Source organism: Aggregatilinea sp. (assembly GCF_036822615.1).
Classification (GTDB): Bacteria; Chloroflexota; Anaerolineae; order Aggregatilineales; family Aggregatilineaceae; genus Aggregatilinea.
In genome coordinates this window covers 1-18,876 of sequence record NZ_DAISHJ010000105.1, presented here as the reverse complement: position 1 = coordinate 18,876, position 18,876 = coordinate 1, and the positions used below count along the sequence as shown (strand labels likewise).

The following is an 18,876-nucleotide window of genomic DNA, read 5'->3' as shown; positions in this document are numbered from 1 at the left end:
CAGGGCGTTCAGCGCCCCGCCGTCCGCGTCTCCGCACACGATCACCGCGTCGGGCGCGGCCACTACCTGATCGATCCGCACGCGGAACGGCGCGCAGCCCGCGAACAGGTCCGCCAGCGCCGTCTCGTACTGCGCGACCGGGACTCGCGCCAGATCGAACGCCTCCGACGCGGCGACCAGCGCCAGCACGGTGATGTGAAGCTGGTCGGGCCGGTAGAAATACTGGTCCGGCGCGCAGCCCTGCAGATCCTCGATGAACGCCGCGATGCGCTCGCGCGTGGGGGCGTCGGGCCGGGCGATGAGCGTCAGCCCGCGCCGCGTATCGTCGCCGCGCCCCAGCCACGGATCGGGCACGATCTCGCCCGCGTCGAATGCTGCTCGCGCATTGGCCCACAGGTGGTCGTAGATGTGCTGGGGGGTGTTGCTGTCGCTCATTGTTCCGTCCCGTTTTTGTGGCGGTGCGGTTTTCTCCACCCGGTTCCTGGAACTTCGCCTTGCACACGATCGTGCTTTCCCCCTCTCCAATTCGATGTATGGATTGGAGAGGGGGCAGGGGGTGAGGTTGCTGTCTCTACATCGCGCTATTCGTCCTGCGCGCCGCCCTTCGGATCGAAGTCCAGCGCGATCGAGTTGATGCAGTAGCGCAGCCCGGTCGTGTCGCTCGGACCGTCGTCGAACAGGTGGCCCAGGTGCGATCCGCAGCGGCTGCATACCACTTCGGTGCGGCGCATGCCGTGGCTGCGATCCTCGCGCAGCTCCACGCTGCCCTCGTTGACCACGTCCCAGAAGCTCGGCCAGCCCGACCCGGACTCGAACTTGGTGTCCGACGAAAACAGGGCCTGCCCGCACGCGCCGCAGCGATACACCCCGTCCGCGTGGTTATGCACGAATTCGCCTGTGAAGGGGCGTTCGGTCGCGGCCTGCCGCAGCACCGCGTATTCCTCCGGCGACAGCTCGCGCTGCCATTCGGCCTCTGACTTCTGAATCTTGTCTACCATCTCGTCTCCTTCCGGTGATTGCCATGTGACTGCGATGTTTATCACATAGAATATAGCCCATCCCGCCGCCTGAAACCCATGCGCGCGCCCTCCGTAGAAGCTGTGAACAGTGTGATTGTGGTGTTCGCCCCACCTGAGTATGATTAAGGGGTTCGGGTGCGCTCCAAACGCCCCGGCTACGGGATAAACCGGTGTGGGGATTCCGGTAAAACAACACGCCAAGGATCGTTCGCTGATGGATTATAAGACCCTGTCCAACGGGCATTTCCCGATGGACTACCATATGCATACGCACCATAGCTGCGACGCGCGCGACTCGATGACCACCATGGCCCAGGCCGCGCTCGCGCAGGGCATCCACGAGATCGCATTCACCGAGCATTTTGATCCCAAGCCCGAAGACATCTGCGCGGGAAGCTACGATCCCGCCCCCTATTTCGCCGAGTTGGAAGAAGTCCGGCAGCAGTTCGCCCCGCAGGGCCTGACGATCCGTGCGGGCCTGGAAGTGGGCGAATATCACCTCTACGCGGATACGATCCAGCCTGTGGTGGACGCGTGGCCCTACGACTACGTGTTGGGCAGCCTGCACTGGGTTGGCGATAACAGCGTGTTCGACGCGGACTACTTCAGCGCCCACACGCCAGCAGACACGGCCTCGGCCTATTTCACCGAGTTGGCGCAGCTTGCGCGTCACGGCGGGTTTGACGTGCTCTCGCACGCGGACGTGATCAAGCGCACCAGCTTCCGCGTTTATGGCCGCTTCGACATTGCCGACTGGGAAGACGTCGTGCGCCCCGTGTGGCAGGCGTGCATCGACAACGGCATCGGCATCGAGATCAATACGTCCGGCCTGCGCCTCGAAGTCGGCCAGACTCAGCCCTCGCTGCCCGCGCTCAAGTGGTATCACGACATGGGCGGCGATCTGCTCACGCTGGGCAGCGACAGCCATCGCCCGGAGCACGTCGGCTTTGGGCTGGCGGCGGCGATGGACCTCGCCCGCGAGGCCGGATTCACGCGCCTGTGCACCTACGAGCGGCGGCAGGTCGCCCAGTGGATCGCGCTGTAAGGATGGGTGATCGGCCACTTCCACTCAAGACTCATCGCAATCGCCCGGCAAGTGTGACCGGCGGGCGGGCTGCGCATGGCAGCGCCCCGGCACGAGATGGTAAGAAGGAGCGCTGTTAATGCACAGTTGCCCGAACTGCAGTAATCCCAACCGCGAAGGGGAAGTTTTCTGCCAGGTGTGCGGCATGGCGCTGACCGATGTGCCGCTGACCACGCGCGCGCTCGGCGAGTTCCCCGATCCGTGCTCGGACTGCCTGGGCAGCAGCGGCGTGATCCTGCTTCAGCCCGAAGATACGAACGTGCCGATTGCGATCCAGATCCAGCACGAGGTGCTTCTGGGCCGCACGAGCGGCGGCGAAGACGGCGTCATCACCCTCGACCTGACCCCCTACGGCGCGGTTGAAAAAGGCGTTTCCCGCCACCATGCCCGGCTGCTGCGCGACGATCGCGCGATCTACCTGCTCGATCTGCGCAGCACCAACGGCACGCTGCTCAACGGCGAGCCGCTGCCCACCTCGGTCGAGTGGCGCGTGCGCGATGGCGACGAGATTGCGCTGGGGCGGCTGAAGCTGTTGATCTACTTCGATCCCGACTGAAACGACCCGGTTTTGCCTGTTCCCGTTCCGCCTCCGGCCAGGGGAACGGGGGCCTTAAATCTGCCTGATGCGAGCGCCCGGTCGGCGCTCGCTCCACGTCTGCCCCACGCCTGTACGACGGACGCCCAACCTCACGGTAAAATGATCGCAGCCCGCGTCGCCGGGACCGTTTGGCGTTGTAAGGAGTCGATCATGATCAACCGGGGTTACCGTTTGTTGTCGCTGCTGTGCGCCCTGGCCGTTTTAGGTGCGCTGCTGCCGCCTGCCGCCCACGCGCAGGAGAGCGGTACGCGCTACGAAGATCCGGCGCTGGGCATCGCCTTTGATCTGCCCGCAGGCTGGGAAGTCGAAACGCAAGACCGGGAATTGTACGCCGCCACCCGCGCCGACCTCGACGCGATTCTGGCGGGCGGCGCGCCCGGCGGGCTGGCGCTGCGCGTCGTCGTGGGCACGTTTAACGAGCTGGGCCTGTCCGACGCGGCGCAGCTTCCCGATCTGCTGAACAATCTCGTGACGCACGTCGAAACCCCGCCCGCGCCGGAGCCGGTCCAGGTGGCCGGGGGAACGGGCTACCAGATCGTGTTCACGCTGCCCAACGACGGCCTGACGACGCGCGTGTTGCTGCTCGAAGTGGCGGGCGGGCGCGTGGCCGTGATTCGCGGGCTGGCGCCCTCGGCGGCCTGGGACGGCGGCGCCAGCGCGACCTTCGACGCACTGCTCCAGTCGATGCAGTTCGCCTCGCCGGAACAGCCCTCGGTCGCGCTGGATCAAATTATGACCGATGACGGCGGCGCGATCTGGCTGTACCAGCCCGATCCCGCTTCGATTCCCAACGCGCGGGCGGGCGGCATCACCTACGACCTTTACGGCGCGCTGTACATGGCGGCGGGTCCGGCGGGCGTGATCACGCTCGATATATCCAGCGGCGCTCAGATCAGCCTCATGGGGCCGTGGATCGATTCCGCCGATTACGCGGACGTGGCGATCGGCCCCGATACGCGCCTCTATCTGGCGAACGCTGCCGTCGACGCGACGCAGGCCGTCGTGATCGTGGACCGCGCGGGCAATTACGGGCGCGGGTGGGGCGTGCGCGGCGACGCGGATGGGCAGTTTGCGCCGGGCATGCCGCGCACCATCGCCGTGACCAAGGGCGGCGATATCTGGACCGTTTCCGAAGGCCACGCCTCCGGCGCGCGCAACCGCCTCTACAAGTTCGATCTCTATGGCAACCTGCTGGTCTCCGTGGACCTGGACACGGTCGATCCGTCCTTGAGCGGCATCCGCATCGACAACAACATCGATACCGGCGCGCTCTATCTCGTCGGGGCGGGGGGCAGCCTGACCGTGCTCGATACCAACGGGCAGGCCCTCGCCCGCGATCTGGCCGACAGCGTGCTGGCTGGGCAGACCATCACCGACGTTGCCATTGCGCCCAACGACGACATTATGCTGTCGCTGGCCGCGCCGGGCCTCGACGGGCAGGGCTTCCTCGAATTGACCATGTCGGGCCGCCTCGTGGACGCGTTTGGCGTGCCCTACGATACGACGCGCGGCGGGGCGTTCCTGCCGGGCGAGTATCTCCACCCCGCCGGGCTGGTCGTCACGCCGGACGGTATGCCGCTGTGGAGCGAAACCACTGACGCGGGCATCACGCAGGTGCAGGCGTTCACGTTTGCGGGTGACGGCGCGCTGCCCCCCGCCGGATCGGACATCGCCGCGAGCGACGTCCAGGCGGATTCCGCAGCATCCACTGATACGGGCGGCGTGATCGCGCCCGGCCAGACGGTGCGCGGCTCGCTCGATAACAATGTGCCGGTGCAGGAATGGCTCTTTGAGGGCACGGCGGGCCAGAAAGTCGTCATCACCATGATCGACGCCAGCGGCCAGGGCGCACTCGATCCGCTGATCAATCTCGTGGACGTCAACAGTCGCACCATCGCCAGCAACGACGATATGGGATCGATGGCGGTCGAGGGCATGTCCACCCACGACGCGCGCCTGGAATTCGCGCTGCCGTCTACCGGGACGTACACCATCGAGGCGGCGCGCTTCGGCGGGCGTGGCGATTACACCCTGACGCTTGAGGTCGTGCAGTAGCGCCACGCCTGTTTGGGACGTGTTGCCAGGGGCAGTGCACGAACCGTCGCCTCATCCTAGGCGCGTTCTGCACGTCGTAGGGGCGGGGCTTGCCCCGCCCGTTGAGAGAAAAGCCGGGTACCCGTACCGAATACGGCAGGACACAGTCGGGGATTTAAAAAACAGGGCGGGTTTCATACCCGCCCCGTTAAAACCCCGCCGGACACAGCCTGTCTCCCCTCTCCAATCCGATTGGAGAGGGGCCGGGGGTGAGGTGTTTTTGCTCTTGCTCTTGGCTAACTGCCAATCGCTAACGGCTAACCGCTGCTTTTAGCTACGTGCCACGCAGGCGCGGATCGAGCGCGTCGCGCAGGCCGTCGCCCAGGAAGTTGAATGCCAGCGTTGTGATCACCAGGGCGGCGCTGGGCACGAGCAGGATGTGCCGGTTCGAGCGGAACCCGCCTTCCTCGCGCACGCGGCTGATCATCGCGCCCCAACTGGGGATGCCGGGCTGCACGCCCAGCCCGATGAAGCTCAGGAACGCCTCGGTGAAGATGAAGCCGGGGATCGCCATCGTTTCCGCCACGATCAGCGGGCCGATGACGTTGGGCAGCAGGTGCACGAAGATGATGCGCCGGTCGCTCGCGCCCACCGCGCGCGCCGCTTCGACGAATTCCTTTTCGCGGTACGAGAGCACCTGTCCGCGCGCCAGCCGCGCCGTGCCGATCCAGCTCAGCGCGCCCAGCGCGATGAACAGGAACAGCAGGCCGCCCATGTCTTTGTTGAGCTGGAGCAGGGACCAGAAAAAGCCGCTGCCTTCCTCGTTTTGATACTGCCGCGCGATCTCGGTGAAGAACACCTGGAGCAGAATGATCATCACGAGGTCGGGGAAGCCGTACATAAAGTCTACGAAGCGCATCATGAGGTTATCGACGCTGCCGCCGTAATAGCCGGACACGATGCCGTAGATCAGCCCGACGATCAGGCTCATGATCGCGCCGACGAAGCCGACCGTCAGCGAGATCTGCGCGCCGTACACTGTCTGCGATAGCCAGTCTTTCCCCTGGTTATCCGCGCCCAGCAGGAAGCACCACTGCCGCTGCACGGTCGGATCAGGGGTCGAGCAGTACGAATCTTTCACGATCGCCAGCGAGTCCGCGTCGAGCCAGGAGCACCAGTACGGGTTGCGCGCCTGGTTGTCGCGCGCGCACTGGCCGGGGTCCGGGAAGGGGTCCACTGAGGCCAGCCCGTTCGGGTTGATCGTGTGGCGCGATCGGATTCCGGTGCGGGCGTCGAGCAGGCCCACTTCGGTCCACAAACTGGCGGTGAGAGCGATGAACATAATAACAATCAGAATGGCGAGCGCAACCATCGCGGCCCTGTTTCGGCGGAACAACCGCCACGCATCGATCCAGGGGTTCGATCGGGGTTGGGACTCGGGGGTCAGTGAAACTGGACGGGCGTCCTCTGCGACAGCCATGCCGTGCTAGCCTCGACTTTTCAGTAAACGAACAGAGATCGGCGGCTGCCGATCTCTCCAAACGCGATATTGGCATCTATTATCATCCTCTCCGGGCGCGCTCACAAATTCTGGTGGCCCGGCGGGCGGCGCGTGGCGACGTGCGGAAACCCTGTGATCACTGGTAATATCTGTGCAAAGTGATCGCGTGGCGGTCCATTTGCCGCAACAGCGCCGTGAGGCTATGCTAAACGGGGGGGGCGTAGAATGGCGCGGCACAGTGAGCGGAGACCGACGAAAGCGGACGAGGCACTATGAGCGATCTTTCTGGAACGCACGTTGGACAGTACGAGCTGCTTGAGGTGATGGGCAAGGGCGGCATGGCGACGGTATACCGCGCCTACCAGCCCTCGATGCACCGTGAGGTGGCGATCAAAATCATCGCGCCCGGCCTTGCCAGCGATCCCGAGTTTATGACGCGCTTCGAGCGCGAGGCGCAGATCATCGCGCGCCTACAGCACCCGCACATCCTGCCCGTGTACGACTTCGGGCGCGAGGAAGACAAGGCCTACCTTGTCATGCGGCTGATGGACGGCGGCCATCTGGCCGACGAACTGGACCGTGGGCCGCTGAAGCCGGAACGTGTGATCGAGCTGACGCGGCAGATCGCCTCCGCGCTCGATTACGCGCACCGTCGCGGCATCGTGCACCGCGATCTCAAGCCAACCAACATCCTGCTCGATGACATGGGCAACGCCTACCTGACCGACTTCGGCATCGCCAAGATGGTTGCGGGCACGGCGACCACCGGCCTGACCGCGCCCGGCGCGGTGATGGGCACGCCCACCTACATGGCCCCCGAGCAGTGGCGTGCGCAGCCCGTGGACGGGCGCACCGACGTTTATTCGCTGGGCGTGATCGTCTACCAGATGCTGCTCGGCCAGACGCCGTTTTCCGCCGAGACGCCGCACGGCCTGATGTACCAGCACCTCGACATGCAGCCGCCTGCGCCGCACACCATCCAGCCCGATCTGCCGCTGAGCATCGAGCCGGTGCTTGGCAAGGCGCTCGCTAAAGACCCCGAGGATCGGTACGCGTCTGCGTCGGCCTTTGCCGAGGCGCTCGACGGCGCGCTGAATGCGCCCATGCGCTTGCCCGAACAGACCGATTTTGAGGCGCACCGCGCCGCGCTCGATATGGCCGCTGCCGCCGCGTCGGAACCGTTCGCCGAGTCGGATCTCCCGCTCCCCACCTCTACGGGGCCAGGAGAGGCCGCGCCGGAAGGCACGGCGCCCACGGATGTCGAGCCGGATGCGGTCCCGGCCAGCACGCAGACCTACGAGCGCATGCTGGACGACGAGATCGAAGACGAATTGATGGCGGGCGCGACCACGGGCGAGGCGTTCGACCTCCAGCCGACGATCCCGCCCACCGGCCCGGTATCGTTTTCCGACGGCGCGCCGACGATCCAGTCCGCGCCCGCCTATACGCCACCGCCGCCGTACCAGCCGCCCCTGCACCAGCCCGGATCGTCTGGCTATACGCCCGCGCCCTCGGACACGTACGAGGAGCCGCAGCCCGCGATCAATCGCAGCCTGCTGCTGGGCGGGATCGCGGTGGTGGGCATCATTGGCATCGTGATCCTGGTGCTGGTCGTAAGCCTGCTCTCAGGCGGCGACGGGGACAATCGTGGCGCAGGACCGACCAGCCCGCCGGAGCCGACCATCACGCCGACCGCCGAATTCCGGCCCTCCGCGTCGATCCAGTCTCCGACCAGCGCGCCGGCGGTGGCTTTGGGCGACAGCGTGACGATCCAGTTCACCGTGCAGGACTCGCGCAACCCGATCACGCGCGTCGAGCTTCGCCGCTTCAACCGCGTGCTCGATTCGGTGGACGTGAGCAACCAGAGCACCTATTCCGGCTCGTTCACCTACACGCCCGACAGTACCGGGCGGCACACGGTCGAGGTCGTGCCGTGGAGCAACGGCATCCGGGGTGACACGGCCAGCCTGACGATCACCGCGCAGTAGGCGCAGCCTCTCCACTGCGTTGCTGCTAACGTGTTTATACCCATGACCTGTAGGGGCGGGTTTCTAACCCGCCCTGCTTTTGCGTTTGATCAACCGCCAGTCGGCTGCATGTACGAGATGAGGCTTCGACCATGAGCACCGGATCGCCGCACCGCGCCAGCAGGAGCCAGCGCCTTTTTGCCTCCGCGATTGCGTCGGAAAGCACGTCGCGCGCGCACTACTACGCGGCGCGCAAACGGGCGCTGCTGGGCGATCTCCACGGCGACGTCCTTGAGATCGGCTCCGGCACCGGATCGAACCTGGCCTATCTCCCGCCCGACGTGCGCTACCAGGGCATCGATCCCAATCCCGCCATGCTGCCCTACGCCGAGCGCGAAGCGCAGCGCCTCGGCCTGTCCGTCCGGCTCCGCGAGGGGCAGGCGGAGCATCTTGATGTGCCCGATAACAGCGTCGATGCCGTGATCTGCACGATGGTCTTATGCTCAGTCTCCGATCCGCAGCAGAGCCTTCGGGAGATCGTGCGCGTGCTCAAGCCGGGCGGGCGCTTCGTGTTCATCGAGCACGTCGCGGCCTCGCGTGGCACCGGACTCCGCCGCTTCCAGCGCCTCTTGAGACCGCTCTGGAAACTCACGAGCGACGGCTGCCACATCGACCGGGAAACCTGGGCCGTAATCGAGCGCGCGGGTTTCAGCGTCGCGCATATCGATCATTTCCGGCTCGATATTCCGATCGTGGGGCCGCACATCGCCGGAACCGCCATAAAATAAGCCGCCGGTGCGCGTAAGCATCGACGGCTGTGTGAGTCACACTCCGTTTTTTACCCTCGACCCTTACCGCCGTTTGGCGCGCGTTTCGCCTTCCACCAGCCCGATCACGTTGCCGTCCGGATCGCTGAAATAGGCCATGCGCCGCCCGCTCATCTCGGTCGGTTCCAGCAGGCACGGCGCGTCGGCGCACATCAACTGGTCCGCAATATCGTCCAGCCCCACCACGCGCAGCACGATCTGCCCGGTTCCGGCGGGCGGCGTGGGGATGCGGCCTTCCGGCGAATCCGGCTGCTGGCACAGTCCCAGCAGGTTGCGGCCCAGGTCGAGGAAATTCACCACGGTCCCGTCCGCCAGCGTCGTGTCGCTCACCACGCGGAAGCCCAGCAGCCCGCGATAAAAATCGAGCGCGCGCGCCGTGTCGCGTACCGCCAGCATCACGTGATCCAGCCCTTGAATGTGGGGTTCGGGCGCGGTCGGCGCGGCGGGCAGCGGTTCTTCCGCGACCGGCTCCGGCTCGGCGGGCGGCTCGCTTCCGGCGAAGATGGGCGGCGCTTTGCGTGCCGGATCGCTGATGTAACGTGCCAGCCGCCGGATCAGGCGTTGGGCGGTTTTCGGCTCGCCGGGCACGTAGGGATAGACGGGCAGGTCGTGGTGCAGCCCCAGCACTTCGCGGATTTCCTCCGACGACAGCGCTTCCGGCTCGTTCTGCCTCCCCGCCGCGATGATCACGTGCGCGCGGGGATGCAGCTCGTGCAGCCGCCGCAGCGCCGATTCGATGGTGCGCGGCGCGAGAATCTTCACGGCGTCCACGATGGCGACATAACCGTCACAGTTCAGCAGGCCCGCGCCGGGGGCCATCCGGTCGCTGAGCGACTGCACGTACACGGGCTGCGCGATCACGTCGCTGAGCTTGACGAAACACGGCGCGCCGGAGGCGTATCCGGTTGGCGCGTTGGGGGCCAGTGCGGCCACGGCCCGCATGAAGTCATCGGTGCTGGCAGGTGTCAGGGCGATTTCGCGGGTCCGGGACGGGCTGACACGCGTCTGGTCGGGATGGAAAAACCCGAACACGGCGATTTTTAACATGGTGCGGCATCTCCCTGGTGCAGGGTCGTGCCTGGGCATAGACGCGACCTGAGGCGGAGCGTTCAATCTTTGCCCCCGATTATACCGGGAGATGCCCGCAGACTGTAGGGACCTTCCGTACCCCCTCCCGGTCTTTCCGCCGCCGCCCATCGCTAGCGTAGGATCGAGTTCACGCGGTTTGACACGTGTATCCGGTCATCGTAGGGGCGATGCTTGCGTCGCCCGGCTTTGCTTTTTCTGGTTCCGTGTCGAACGGAAGACAACAAAGGGGCGTATTGCGATACGCCCCTACAACTCATGCCTTCGATTGTGTCTTGCTCTCCTCTCCAACTTGATTGAAGAGGGGCCGGGGGTGAGGTCGCTTTTGCCTTCGCCCCTGGCTCGCTAACGGCTGCCGCTAGAAGTTGATCATGTGCCCTTCGAGGCCGTCCGCGACTTCCATCAGCGTTTCCGACAGCGTCGGGTGCGCGTGGACGTTGCGTCCAATCTCGTTGGCGGTCAGCTCCCACTTCTGCGCGAGCGTCAGCTCCGGCAGCAGCTCGGTCACGTCCGGGCCGATCATTGCCGCGCCCAGCAGCTCGCCGTACTGCTTGTCGCTGATCACCTTCACGAAGCCGATGCCTTCACCCAGGCCCAGCGCCTTGCCGTTCGCCATGAACGGGAACTTCGCCACGTTCACGTCGAAACCCGCCTCGCGCGCCTGCTCTTCGGTATAGCCGAAGCTGGCGACCTGTGGCTGGCAGTACACGGCGCGCGGCATCATGCGGTAATCGAGCGTGGTGGTTTCCACCCCGGCGATGTTTTCGGCGGCGATGATGCCCTGCGCGCTGCCGACGTGCGCCAGCATCAGCTTACCGGTCACGTCGCCGATGGCCCACACGCCCTCGACGTTAGTTGCCATGCGCTCGTCCACCTGGATCGCCTTCGGACGCTCGGTGATCTCCAAACCCTGGATGTTTTCCAGGCCATAGCCCTCCAGGCGTGGGCGGAAGCCGATCGCTTGCAGCGCCTTTTCCGCTTCGAGCACCTGCGGCTCGCCGTCGCCCTGGCGCACCGTGACGCGCACGCCGCTGCCCGTGTCCTCGATCGACTCGACGCGCGTGTTGGTCATGATCTTGAAGCCGAGCTTCTTGTACTGCTTTTCAAGCTCCGCCGTGACTTCCGCGTCTTCCAGCGGCAGGATGCGCGGCAGGAACTCGACGATGGTTACTTCCACGCCGTAGCTGCGCATCACGTAGCCCAGCTCGATCCCGATCGCGCCCGCCCCGGCGATGATGATGCTCTTGGGCAGCTTGTCGGCCAGGATCGCTTCCAGGTACGTGATCACGTTCTCGGATTTCTGCGTGTTGGGCAGCATGGCCGTCGTCGCGCCGGTGGCGATGATCAGGTTTTTGGTGCTCAGCGTTTCGCTGCTGCCGTCGTTCAGCGCCACCTCAACGGTGGACTTGTCCTTGATCGTGCCCCAGCCCTCGTAGGTGTCGATCTTGTTCTTCTTCATCAGGCCCTTCACGCCCTTGACGAGACGGCCCGACACCTTACGGCTGCGGTCGAACGCGACGCTGTAATCCAGCGCGATGTCGCCGTTGACCGTGAAGCCAAATTCCTGCATGCGGTGCTGGATGATGTGCGCCAGTTCCGCGTTGCGCAGCAGTGCCTTGGAGGGGATGCAGCCGACATTGAGGCAGACGCCGCCCCACCATTCTTTTTCGACGACGGCTGTTTTCAGGCCAAGCTGGGCGCTCCGGATGGCAGCCACATATCCGCCTGGGCCTGCTCCCAGTACCACGACATCGTATTCTTTTGCCATATAGGCGCTCCTTCAGTGGATCGTGTGCACATACTTTAGATGCGCGATAGAGGCGTGAAGACTGAATTTCTACCAAGATTATTCACAAATTTAACGTATTCGTCCACCGGCTCGCCGTGGGGCCGGTTGCGCTCCCGATCACCCTGGCGCGTGTGCTGTACTTTTCGACCGGGAAAACCGGTTCCTCCCCGTTCATTACCTTCCGAGATCTCTCGGGGCGGGTTTCATGCGGTTTAATGAACTAATCCGGTCATCACCGCGACCTCACCCCCAGCCCTGCTCCAATCCGATTGGAGCGGGGAGACGCGCAGCGTCTAAGCGGGTTTTGTAGGGGCGGGTTTCAAACCCGCCCTGGTTTTGTCCGGATTCAAAAGTTAAACCGCATCAAACCCGCCCGTTTTCCCTCGGAATGATTCCTCTTCCCTCCGCTTGCGTGGTTGAGGGGACCACGGATAGAGGACTATAAGTTTATAACTCTAGTCTCTGCCCCCCGATCCGCGCACGGCGTCCAGCACCATGAACTGTCCCGTCTCCGCGATCACCTCGGCATCCCCGAACGTCTCGCGCAGCGGGTCCATATACGCCAGGAACCGGTTCGCCACCAGCCGCAGCCGTCCGCCCGCGCGCAGCACATCGAACGCGGCGCGCACCAGTCGCTGCGCCGGGGCGGTCGTTGTTTCGATGCCCTTGTGGAACGGCGGGTTGGAGATCACGAGGTCGAACTTTTGCCCGCGTACGGCGCTCGTCATGTCGCCCGCATACACCGTGCAGCGATCCGCCAGCCCGTTCGCCTCGATGCTTGCCCGCGCGCACCGCACCGCCAGCAGATCGTCGTCGATCAGGGCCGCCTGTGCGCCCGCCCGCGCCGCCGCCATGCCCAGAATGCCGTACCCGCACCCGATGTCCAGCACGCGCATGCCCGGCTTCACCTCGATGCGGTCGAACAGGTGATCCAGCAGCAGCGCCGTGCCCGCGTCCAGGTGATCCCAGCTGAACACGCCCGGCATGGTCACCACCGTATACTCGCCTTCGGGCCGCCGGATCGTGCGTGTTTGTTCGGCCCACGGCGCGGCATTCGCCCACTCGTCCGGCACACGGATCGTATCCGGGCGTGAAGCGAGTGCGAGCCGGTGGCTGCTCTTGTACATCAGCACGGGCGCGGTCCCGAAGATCGCCGCCGCGTCCTTGATCGCGGATTTCGCCCCGCCCGCGTTCGGACCCGCCAGGTACAGCCGCCCGCCGGGACGCAGCGCTTCCGCCGCCGTCCACAAATACGCCTGTGTATGCTCGCGGCCCTTCGGCAGTGCCAGCAGCACGACGTCCGCCGGACCGTGATCCGCGCCGGGATACACGCCTGCGTCGAGTTTCAGCCCCGCGATCGTCTCCAACTGCGCCTGCGCGCGGTAGCTCGGCGGGAACGCGATCACCTGATCGCTGTGCTCCAGCGCCCAGCGTGCCAGTGCGGGATCGTCCGCGTGCAGCAACAGGACGCGCTCACCGGGCGCGATACTCGCGGCGTCGAAGAACAGGCCCGTAGACGGGTTGGACGAGCGATGTGCTTTCATGAAGTTCCTTTTTGCATCAGGCAGCGAATGCGCCGCAGTATAGCGACTTAGGCCCTGTTCTGCACCTTTACGCCCCTTGTACCCTTTCTCCCCGCTCGATTTTTGCTCTTTAGTTTTTGCTCTTGCTAACCGCTAATCGCTAACGGCTGACCGCTGCCTTTAAAAACAAAAACGCGGGCTGCCATCGCCCGCGATTCTGTGCGTTGAGAGCGAGGTCAGGCGACCTCTTGCAGCATCGTCAGCACGATGCGCGGCATCTCCGCCTGGGCCAGATAGCGCCGCATATCCGCCAGCGCGTCCCGGTACATTTGCAGCAGCTCGTCGTCGCTGCCCTTGAAGCGCCGCAGCGTTTGCAGCGTGCACATGCTGCACCCGCGCATCGCCCGGTAGCTGTCCGTTTCGCACGGCAGGCAGCCGTTGAGTCGGATCATCACCAGCATGAACGCCAATACTTCCTCATGGGTTTCCGGCAGCGTCGAAAGCCGGTCGATCACGGACGCCCACGCCCCCCCGCGCGCGTCACGTAAGCGAGGGATTGCATAGTGCGGGAACATCAGCTCATTGTTCGTATACATCCCACCCCATCCTTTTCAATGGACTTAAACTAAACAATTTACTATTGTGAAATTCACTGTATCACAATTTGCCTTTAGGATAAAGAAGATCGCGATCGCGTCAAAGCGTACTTGTGTACCAACCTGTGCCAAAACGGGTTGGTGATGTGGCACAAACCCATACGGTCAGTGTGCGTTGCCGCGATCAAATTTCGATTAATAAAGTATCCCAAAGTCGTAAATTCTCCCGCCCGCACACTTGGGCTATAATGGCGGCGACTCGACATCACGCAGCGGAGCAGGGACGGTATGGCGCGCGGACGGACATGGATCGCACTTTTTCTGGTGGGTATGATCGCCCTGGCAGGATGCGGCACGGGCGGCGATCCCCAGGAGCCGGTGATTCGCGTCGCCACGCAGATCCCGCCGGATGCCGGATTCATCACCTACCGCGACCCCAGCGGCGTCTTTTCACTGCGCATGCCCCCCAACTGGATCGCCGGGGAGCTGCCCGACGAAAACGGCGTGCGCGTCCAGTTCACCGAGGTGGAGGGCACGCAGGCCGTCACGCGCCTGAGCGTCTACGTGGTCAACACCGGCGCGCCGATGACGCCTGAAGCGTTCGCGGAGGCCGTCAGCGCCTACCAGCCGCCCGAGGACGTCGCCCGCTACGACTGGACCGAGATCGAGCGCGCGGACATGCCCGACGGATCGCGCCGCATTACCGGCGTGCGCACCTATCCGCTGCTCGGCGCGCGCACCATGAACATTTACCTCGAAGGCGACGGATCGTTCTTTTCCGCGCTGGAAGTCGATCTCACCGGCGCGAGCGACGATCTGCTGACCACGCTCGCCGCCGTGATCAACACCTTCCGCGTCGATCCCCAGGCGGATCTGGCCGTAGGCGCGGTGCAGCAGGCCGCAGGCGTGACCTCCTACAGCGGTGTGATCCGCTTCAACGGCTACCTCGCCTGGACCGATCCCAGCGGCGTGTTCCACATCACCGGGGAAGCGATCAACACGACCTCGACGCCGCTCGAAGCCGTGCGCCTGAGCGGGGTGCTCTACGACGCGCAGGGGCGGCGGCTGGCCGAACAGTCCGATATCCTCTCGGTGGATGTGCTGGGGGCGGGCGAGGGCGCGCCGTTCGACCTGCGCTTCGAGGGCGGCAAGCCCCCGGCGGCGGTGCGCTACGAGTTGAACGTCGCCGGGCGCGAGGCGGAATTCGCGCTGGCCGATTTTTACGGGCCGGGCAATTTTACCGTCGCCAACGACGAGGCGATCTACAACGACCGCGGCAACCTCGTGATCCGCGGCGAGCTGGCGAACACCGGCTCCAGCCTTGCGACGGCGGTGCGCGTGGTGGTGGGCATCTGGGACGACCAGGGCCACGTCGTCGCGGCGCAGACGGTCTTCGTCAACGATCAGGAACTCGTCCCGCAGGAAGCGACCGGCTTCGAGGTGACGTTCTACGAACTCGGCGGCCCCGCCCTCAACTACACGCTCAGCGTTGTGGGGCAGGTCGGCGGCGGGGAGTAGAAGTACTGTTTAGAAGGTGTTATATAGATCTAGGTTTTTCTGCAATTGGACCGCGTGCCGTAAATGCAACATCAAATGAGACTTTCAGTTTCGTTTTCATTATTGTCCCATTATATTTGGAGGCTGGACACAAGAATTGAGGGTAGTATGAATGCTCAATAAAGCAGTATCCTGCCTTTACGGCAACCACAGTACCCTCGAAACGCAATGGATTGTGGAAGTCAGTTGGATCAGGGGGGTAAAACTGTGCCGAGTGAAGTTCACGTTGAGGAAAGTTTCTCTTCGTCGAAAAAGCAAAGATTTTTGAAGCTTCGGTAAAATCTTCATTCATAAAATACATTCCACCTAAAGTAGCAATGTAGCGGGGGTCTCTCAGACCGTAATGAGTGCTTTGTTGAAGGATGGCAATTGCCTTCTCATAAGGTTCCCCTGAGTAAACCAAAGCTATCGCGTACTCTACAAATGCTCTAAACTCGTCAAAATGATTTCGAATGATCGGTTCTAGTATCGAGAGGGCTTCATTCAGGTTCCCCTGAGTGCGATATATGCGCCCCAGCAGGTATCTCGCAAGAATACTACCAGGACTCATCATTACAGCTCTCTCGAGCGCCTGCAGACGACCCGGTTCATCTCCAAGCCATGACTGAATGTGGGCGGATAAGACCCATAAACTCTCGCGATCTCTTACCTTTCTCAACCCTTCGCTGATAGTTTCCTCTGACTTAGCCAAATATTCGGTCGTTTCATCTTCATCCACTGCCCGTTTCGCCCATTCGAAGTATAAATTTGCCAGCCCTTGATAACAGTATTCGTCCCTTTCGTTTCTGCGAAGCCCTTCTCGGAAGCTTCCCTCTGCATGTACCATGTGCCGTCTGGCAAGTTCAATACTCTCGGTAGTTCTCGCCAGTGCGGATAATATATGGCCTTGAGAGTGGTATAAAACACGTACAGATGGATCGATATCAAGTGCACGCCTGACCTGGTCTAGAGCAAGCTCTGGTTGTTCCGCCCGTAAAAACATGCGTGCGTAATGTTGACGAACATAAGGACTCGTTGGATCTTTGCGACAGGCTTGCTCGAAGAACCTTATCCTACCATCTAGTGTCTGGATATCGTCAATGAGAACATCAGATCGGACAAAGTCATCAAATGCATCCTTATCTGTGCCATAATTTAGATTTAAGCTGTTGAGTGCCTTGTGTAATATGTTTTCACGTTCTGAAAGCTCTCCGCAGCGCGCCCAAACTATCTCTGCAATTGTTCTGTGTCGCGCTCGTGCCACATAAGTTCCTGAAACTTCATCTAGAACTTCGTAACTGACCACTCCACTGATGGAGTTTGATGTTTTTTCGTACATTTCTGTTTCTGAAATGCCGAGCATATCCGCTAATAAGCTGGTTCGGATATGTGCACCACTTTGATAGAATCCACATACAATGAGGTAAAGTTGGCGAGATAGTAGGCTGTTGATGCCTCTAAATTCGCCCTCAAGAATAGCGTCAAAGTGCTTGCCGGATGTTGCTTCACGCATGGCAACCAATAGCTGTTGCTCATGTCTTTTTTTTACAACGCTAAATTGCATTTCTCTGCTTAAATTCGCCAGTACACCTAATGCATTATGTTCCTCAAGGAAATCAAGGAGTCTAGAAATTTCGGGATCACTTAAAGGCTCGAGATCAAACTCACTGGCTGACGGTTTAGATCTGCTTTGGCGCCATTCATTAAGTCGTTCTCCAAAGATGAACAGCGCTGGTTTTGAAACGTCAGCTAAGTGATGCAAGATCGTTTTCAAAACATCAGCGTTATCCGCTGCATTATCAACAACAAATATCGGAGTTCGCGAAAAAGCAGTGCAGGCGAATTCTATATCGCCGGGAAGGACTGATTTTCCAGAGTGTAACATTAGGACCGGGCCAACTCGATCTTCCACTAGCCTTGCAGCTAGTGTCATAAGAAGTGTGGTTGTGCCATACCCAGCTGGAGAAAGAACAATAGTAGCTGTGGGCCGCTTTTGGTTTCCGGTCAAATAATCAAGGAAACTTTCGTAAAGTTCATCCTCAATATCTCTCTCAAAGACTAGCCGTGAACCAACTAGTGCCCAGTTGGGCCGATCTCCTTGAAGAAAACTATTCAAGTTTGGTTGGGCATGAAATGCTGCTTCCTGATTTACATATGTCCATGATGTCAACAGACGTAATACAGCTGCTGGACTGGTTTCAAATGTAGCCAATAAATCTTGTGGAACTCGTGCACGTTCACGCTGAAGACGATCAACATCGAGGTTGACGTTTGAGAGAGCAATTTGTGCGGCTGTGTAGAAGTCTCGGTAAGTTCCGTTTAGTGTCTCTATGTTTTTATCCTGCAAAATCTCTTGCTCTAAAGGATCTGTATATGGTGCAACACGATAAGAATGGGGGAAAGTAGTAGGCGCGTACTCAGCTATCATTTCATTTAAAATCATTTTCCAATTTGGATCCTGATTGGAGTATCCAATATAAAGAATACTTGAAGTTGCAAATTTCTCTTTTAGTAGTTCAAAGAGCATTCGTCGTCTTTCACGAAAAAGCGCGTAATCATCTTCGGTGATTACAATATTAGGTTCACTAGGTCCAAAAAGTGTGCCATGCAGATGGTAGATTGGCACTTCAAATCTTGAATCATAGTCTACTATTTCTGAAGTTGAAGTTATTGTTATTGGTTTTTGACGAGGATCACTAAGTAGGTCATAAGCGCGCTGAATGGCGTAATCGTAATTTGTCGTAAAGATGGCTCTCCATCGTAATGAGAAAAGCCACCGAAGTTCAGCATCCGGCTCAAGGTTAGATAGGCGTTTGCGAACAAAATTCTCAAGTTCGACACGACCCTTCCTCAGCTCGACAATTTTGGACACTCTGGCGAGATCAGAGACATCGTCACCAACGATATCAAAGCGTGCAGCAAGTTCTTCCGATAAACCCCGGCCCGCAGGGGCACTTTCGCCTCGCGGATTCGTCAAATGCGCGCCTATTCCCGCACCGATAAAAAGTACGCATTGATCCGTTTCGAGGGCGTGTCGCAGGCCGAGAGGTAAATCCATTTTCTCCTCCCACTTAAGTTTGAAGAAGCAACAGTATGTATTATACACATTTTCAAACCCAGTGCAGCTTAAGTAAGAATATCACTACTTCGCTACCCACTCCCTCCCCTTTCCCTTACGATCTCCCCAACCGCACACACAATCGGGAGGTCCATCCATGCCACGCATCGCACGCGCTCTCGCCCTGATCCTCGTCGCCGCGCTCGCCGCGCTGCCCCTCGTGCCCGCCCGCGCCCAGGGACCGGGCCCCGGCCCGTA

The 18,876-nt window shown here is 61.5% G+C and carries 14 protein-coding genes; 6 read left to right on the top strand and 8 right to left on the bottom strand.

Annotated elements, in window-relative coordinates:
- Both V7116_RS20455 and msrB read right to left on the bottom strand, forming a co-directional pair.
- Window positions 1-435: 2'-5' RNA ligase family protein (locus tag V7116_RS20455; protein ID WP_324393830.1), on the bottom strand; the 435-nt coding region annotated here is incomplete at its 3' end.
- Window positions 436-581: 146 nt separating this feature from the next.
- Window positions 582-998: a peptide-methionine (R)-S-oxide reductase MsrB gene (msrB, locus tag V7116_RS20450; RefSeq protein ID WP_324393829.1), complete on the bottom strand. Its 417-nt coding sequence runs from the start codon at window positions 996-998 to the stop codon at window positions 582-584.
- Window positions 999-1,233: 235 nt separating this feature from the next.
- Between msrB and V7116_RS20445 the strand changes: the two genes are divergently transcribed.
- The 3 genes from V7116_RS20445 to V7116_RS20435 all read left to right on the top strand — a co-directional run bounded on the left by V7116_RS20445 (window position 1,234) and on the right by V7116_RS20435 (window position 4,756).
- On the top strand, window positions 1,234-2,064 hold the full coding sequence (locus V7116_RS20445; RefSeq protein ID WP_324393828.1) for a histidinol-phosphatase HisJ family protein: 831 nt from the start codon (window positions 1,234-1,236) through the stop codon (window positions 2,062-2,064).
- A 184-nt stretch (window positions 2,065-2,248) separates the two neighbouring features.
- Window positions 2,249-2,659: an FHA domain-containing protein gene (locus V7116_RS20440; protein WP_324393827.1), complete on the top strand. Its 411-nt coding sequence runs from the start codon at window positions 2,249-2,251 to the stop codon at window positions 2,657-2,659.
- Window positions 2,660-2,851: 192 nt separating this feature from the next.
- Window positions 2,852-4,756 carry a hypothetical protein gene (locus V7116_RS20435; protein WP_324393826.1) on the top strand — a complete coding sequence of 635 codons (1,905 nt, stop codon included), beginning with the start codon at window positions 2,852-2,854 and terminating at the stop codon, window positions 4,754-4,756.
- Window positions 4,757-5,069: 313 nt separating this feature from the next.
- Here the strand turns inward: V7116_RS20435 and V7116_RS20430 are convergent, their stop codons facing one another.
- Window positions 5,070-6,215 (bottom strand): ABC transporter permease, encoded by a 1,146-nt coding sequence (locus V7116_RS20430; protein ID WP_324393825.1) that lies wholly within the window; start codon window positions 6,213-6,215, stop codon window positions 5,070-5,072.
- Window positions 6,216-6,508: 293 nt separating this feature from the next.
- On the opposite strand from V7116_RS20430, the gene V7116_RS20425 reads away from it, so the two are divergent.
- Both V7116_RS20425 and V7116_RS20420 read left to right on the top strand, forming a co-directional pair.
- Window positions 6,509-8,224 (top strand): serine/threonine-protein kinase, encoded by a 1,716-nt coding sequence (locus tag V7116_RS20425; protein WP_324393824.1) that lies wholly within the window; start codon window positions 6,509-6,511, stop codon window positions 8,222-8,224.
- Window positions 8,225-8,355: 131 nt separating this feature from the next.
- Window positions 8,356-8,991, top strand: coding sequence for a class I SAM-dependent methyltransferase (locus V7116_RS20420; protein WP_324393823.1), 636 nt, complete (start codon window positions 8,356-8,358; stop codon window positions 8,989-8,991).
- A gap of 63 nt (window positions 8,992-9,054) precedes the next feature.
- On the opposite strand, the gene V7116_RS20415 is transcribed toward V7116_RS20420, so the two are convergent.
- The 4 genes from V7116_RS20415 to V7116_RS20400 all read right to left on the bottom strand — a co-directional run bounded on the left by V7116_RS20415 (window position 9,055) and on the right by V7116_RS20400 (window position 14,024).
- On the bottom strand, window positions 9,055-10,077 hold the full coding sequence (locus V7116_RS20415) for a VOC family protein (protein ID WP_324393822.1): 1,023 nt from the start codon (window positions 10,075-10,077) through the stop codon (window positions 9,055-9,057).
- 397 nt (window positions 10,078-10,474) lie between these two features.
- Window positions 10,475-11,884, bottom strand: coding sequence for a dihydrolipoyl dehydrogenase (lpdA, locus tag V7116_RS20410; protein ID WP_324393821.1), 1,410 nt, complete (start codon window positions 11,882-11,884; stop codon window positions 10,475-10,477).
- 476 nt (window positions 11,885-12,360) lie between these two features.
- Window positions 12,361-13,449, bottom strand: coding sequence for a class I SAM-dependent methyltransferase (locus tag V7116_RS20405; RefSeq protein WP_324393820.1), 1,089 nt, complete (start codon window positions 13,447-13,449; stop codon window positions 12,361-12,363).
- Window positions 13,450-13,664: 215 nt separating this feature from the next.
- On the bottom strand, window positions 13,665-14,024 hold the full coding sequence (locus tag V7116_RS20400) for a hypothetical protein (RefSeq protein ID WP_324393819.1): 360 nt from the start codon (window positions 14,022-14,024) through the stop codon (window positions 13,665-13,667).
- 288 nt (window positions 14,025-14,312) lie between these two features.
- Here V7116_RS20400 and V7116_RS20395 point away from each other — a divergent pair, with 288 nt between their 5' ends.
- Window positions 14,313-15,542 (top strand): FxLYD domain-containing protein, encoded by a 1,230-nt coding sequence (locus V7116_RS20395; RefSeq protein ID WP_324393818.1) that lies wholly within the window; start codon window positions 14,313-14,315, stop codon window positions 15,540-15,542.
- A gap of 19 nt (window positions 15,543-15,561) precedes the next feature.
- On the opposite strand, the gene V7116_RS20390 is transcribed toward V7116_RS20395, so the two are convergent.
- A complete protein-coding gene (locus tag V7116_RS20390; protein WP_324393817.1) occupies window positions 15,562-18,618 on the bottom strand; it encodes a P-loop NTPase in 3,057 nt (1,018 codons plus the stop codon).
- Window positions 18,619-18,876 lie beyond the last annotated feature (258 nt).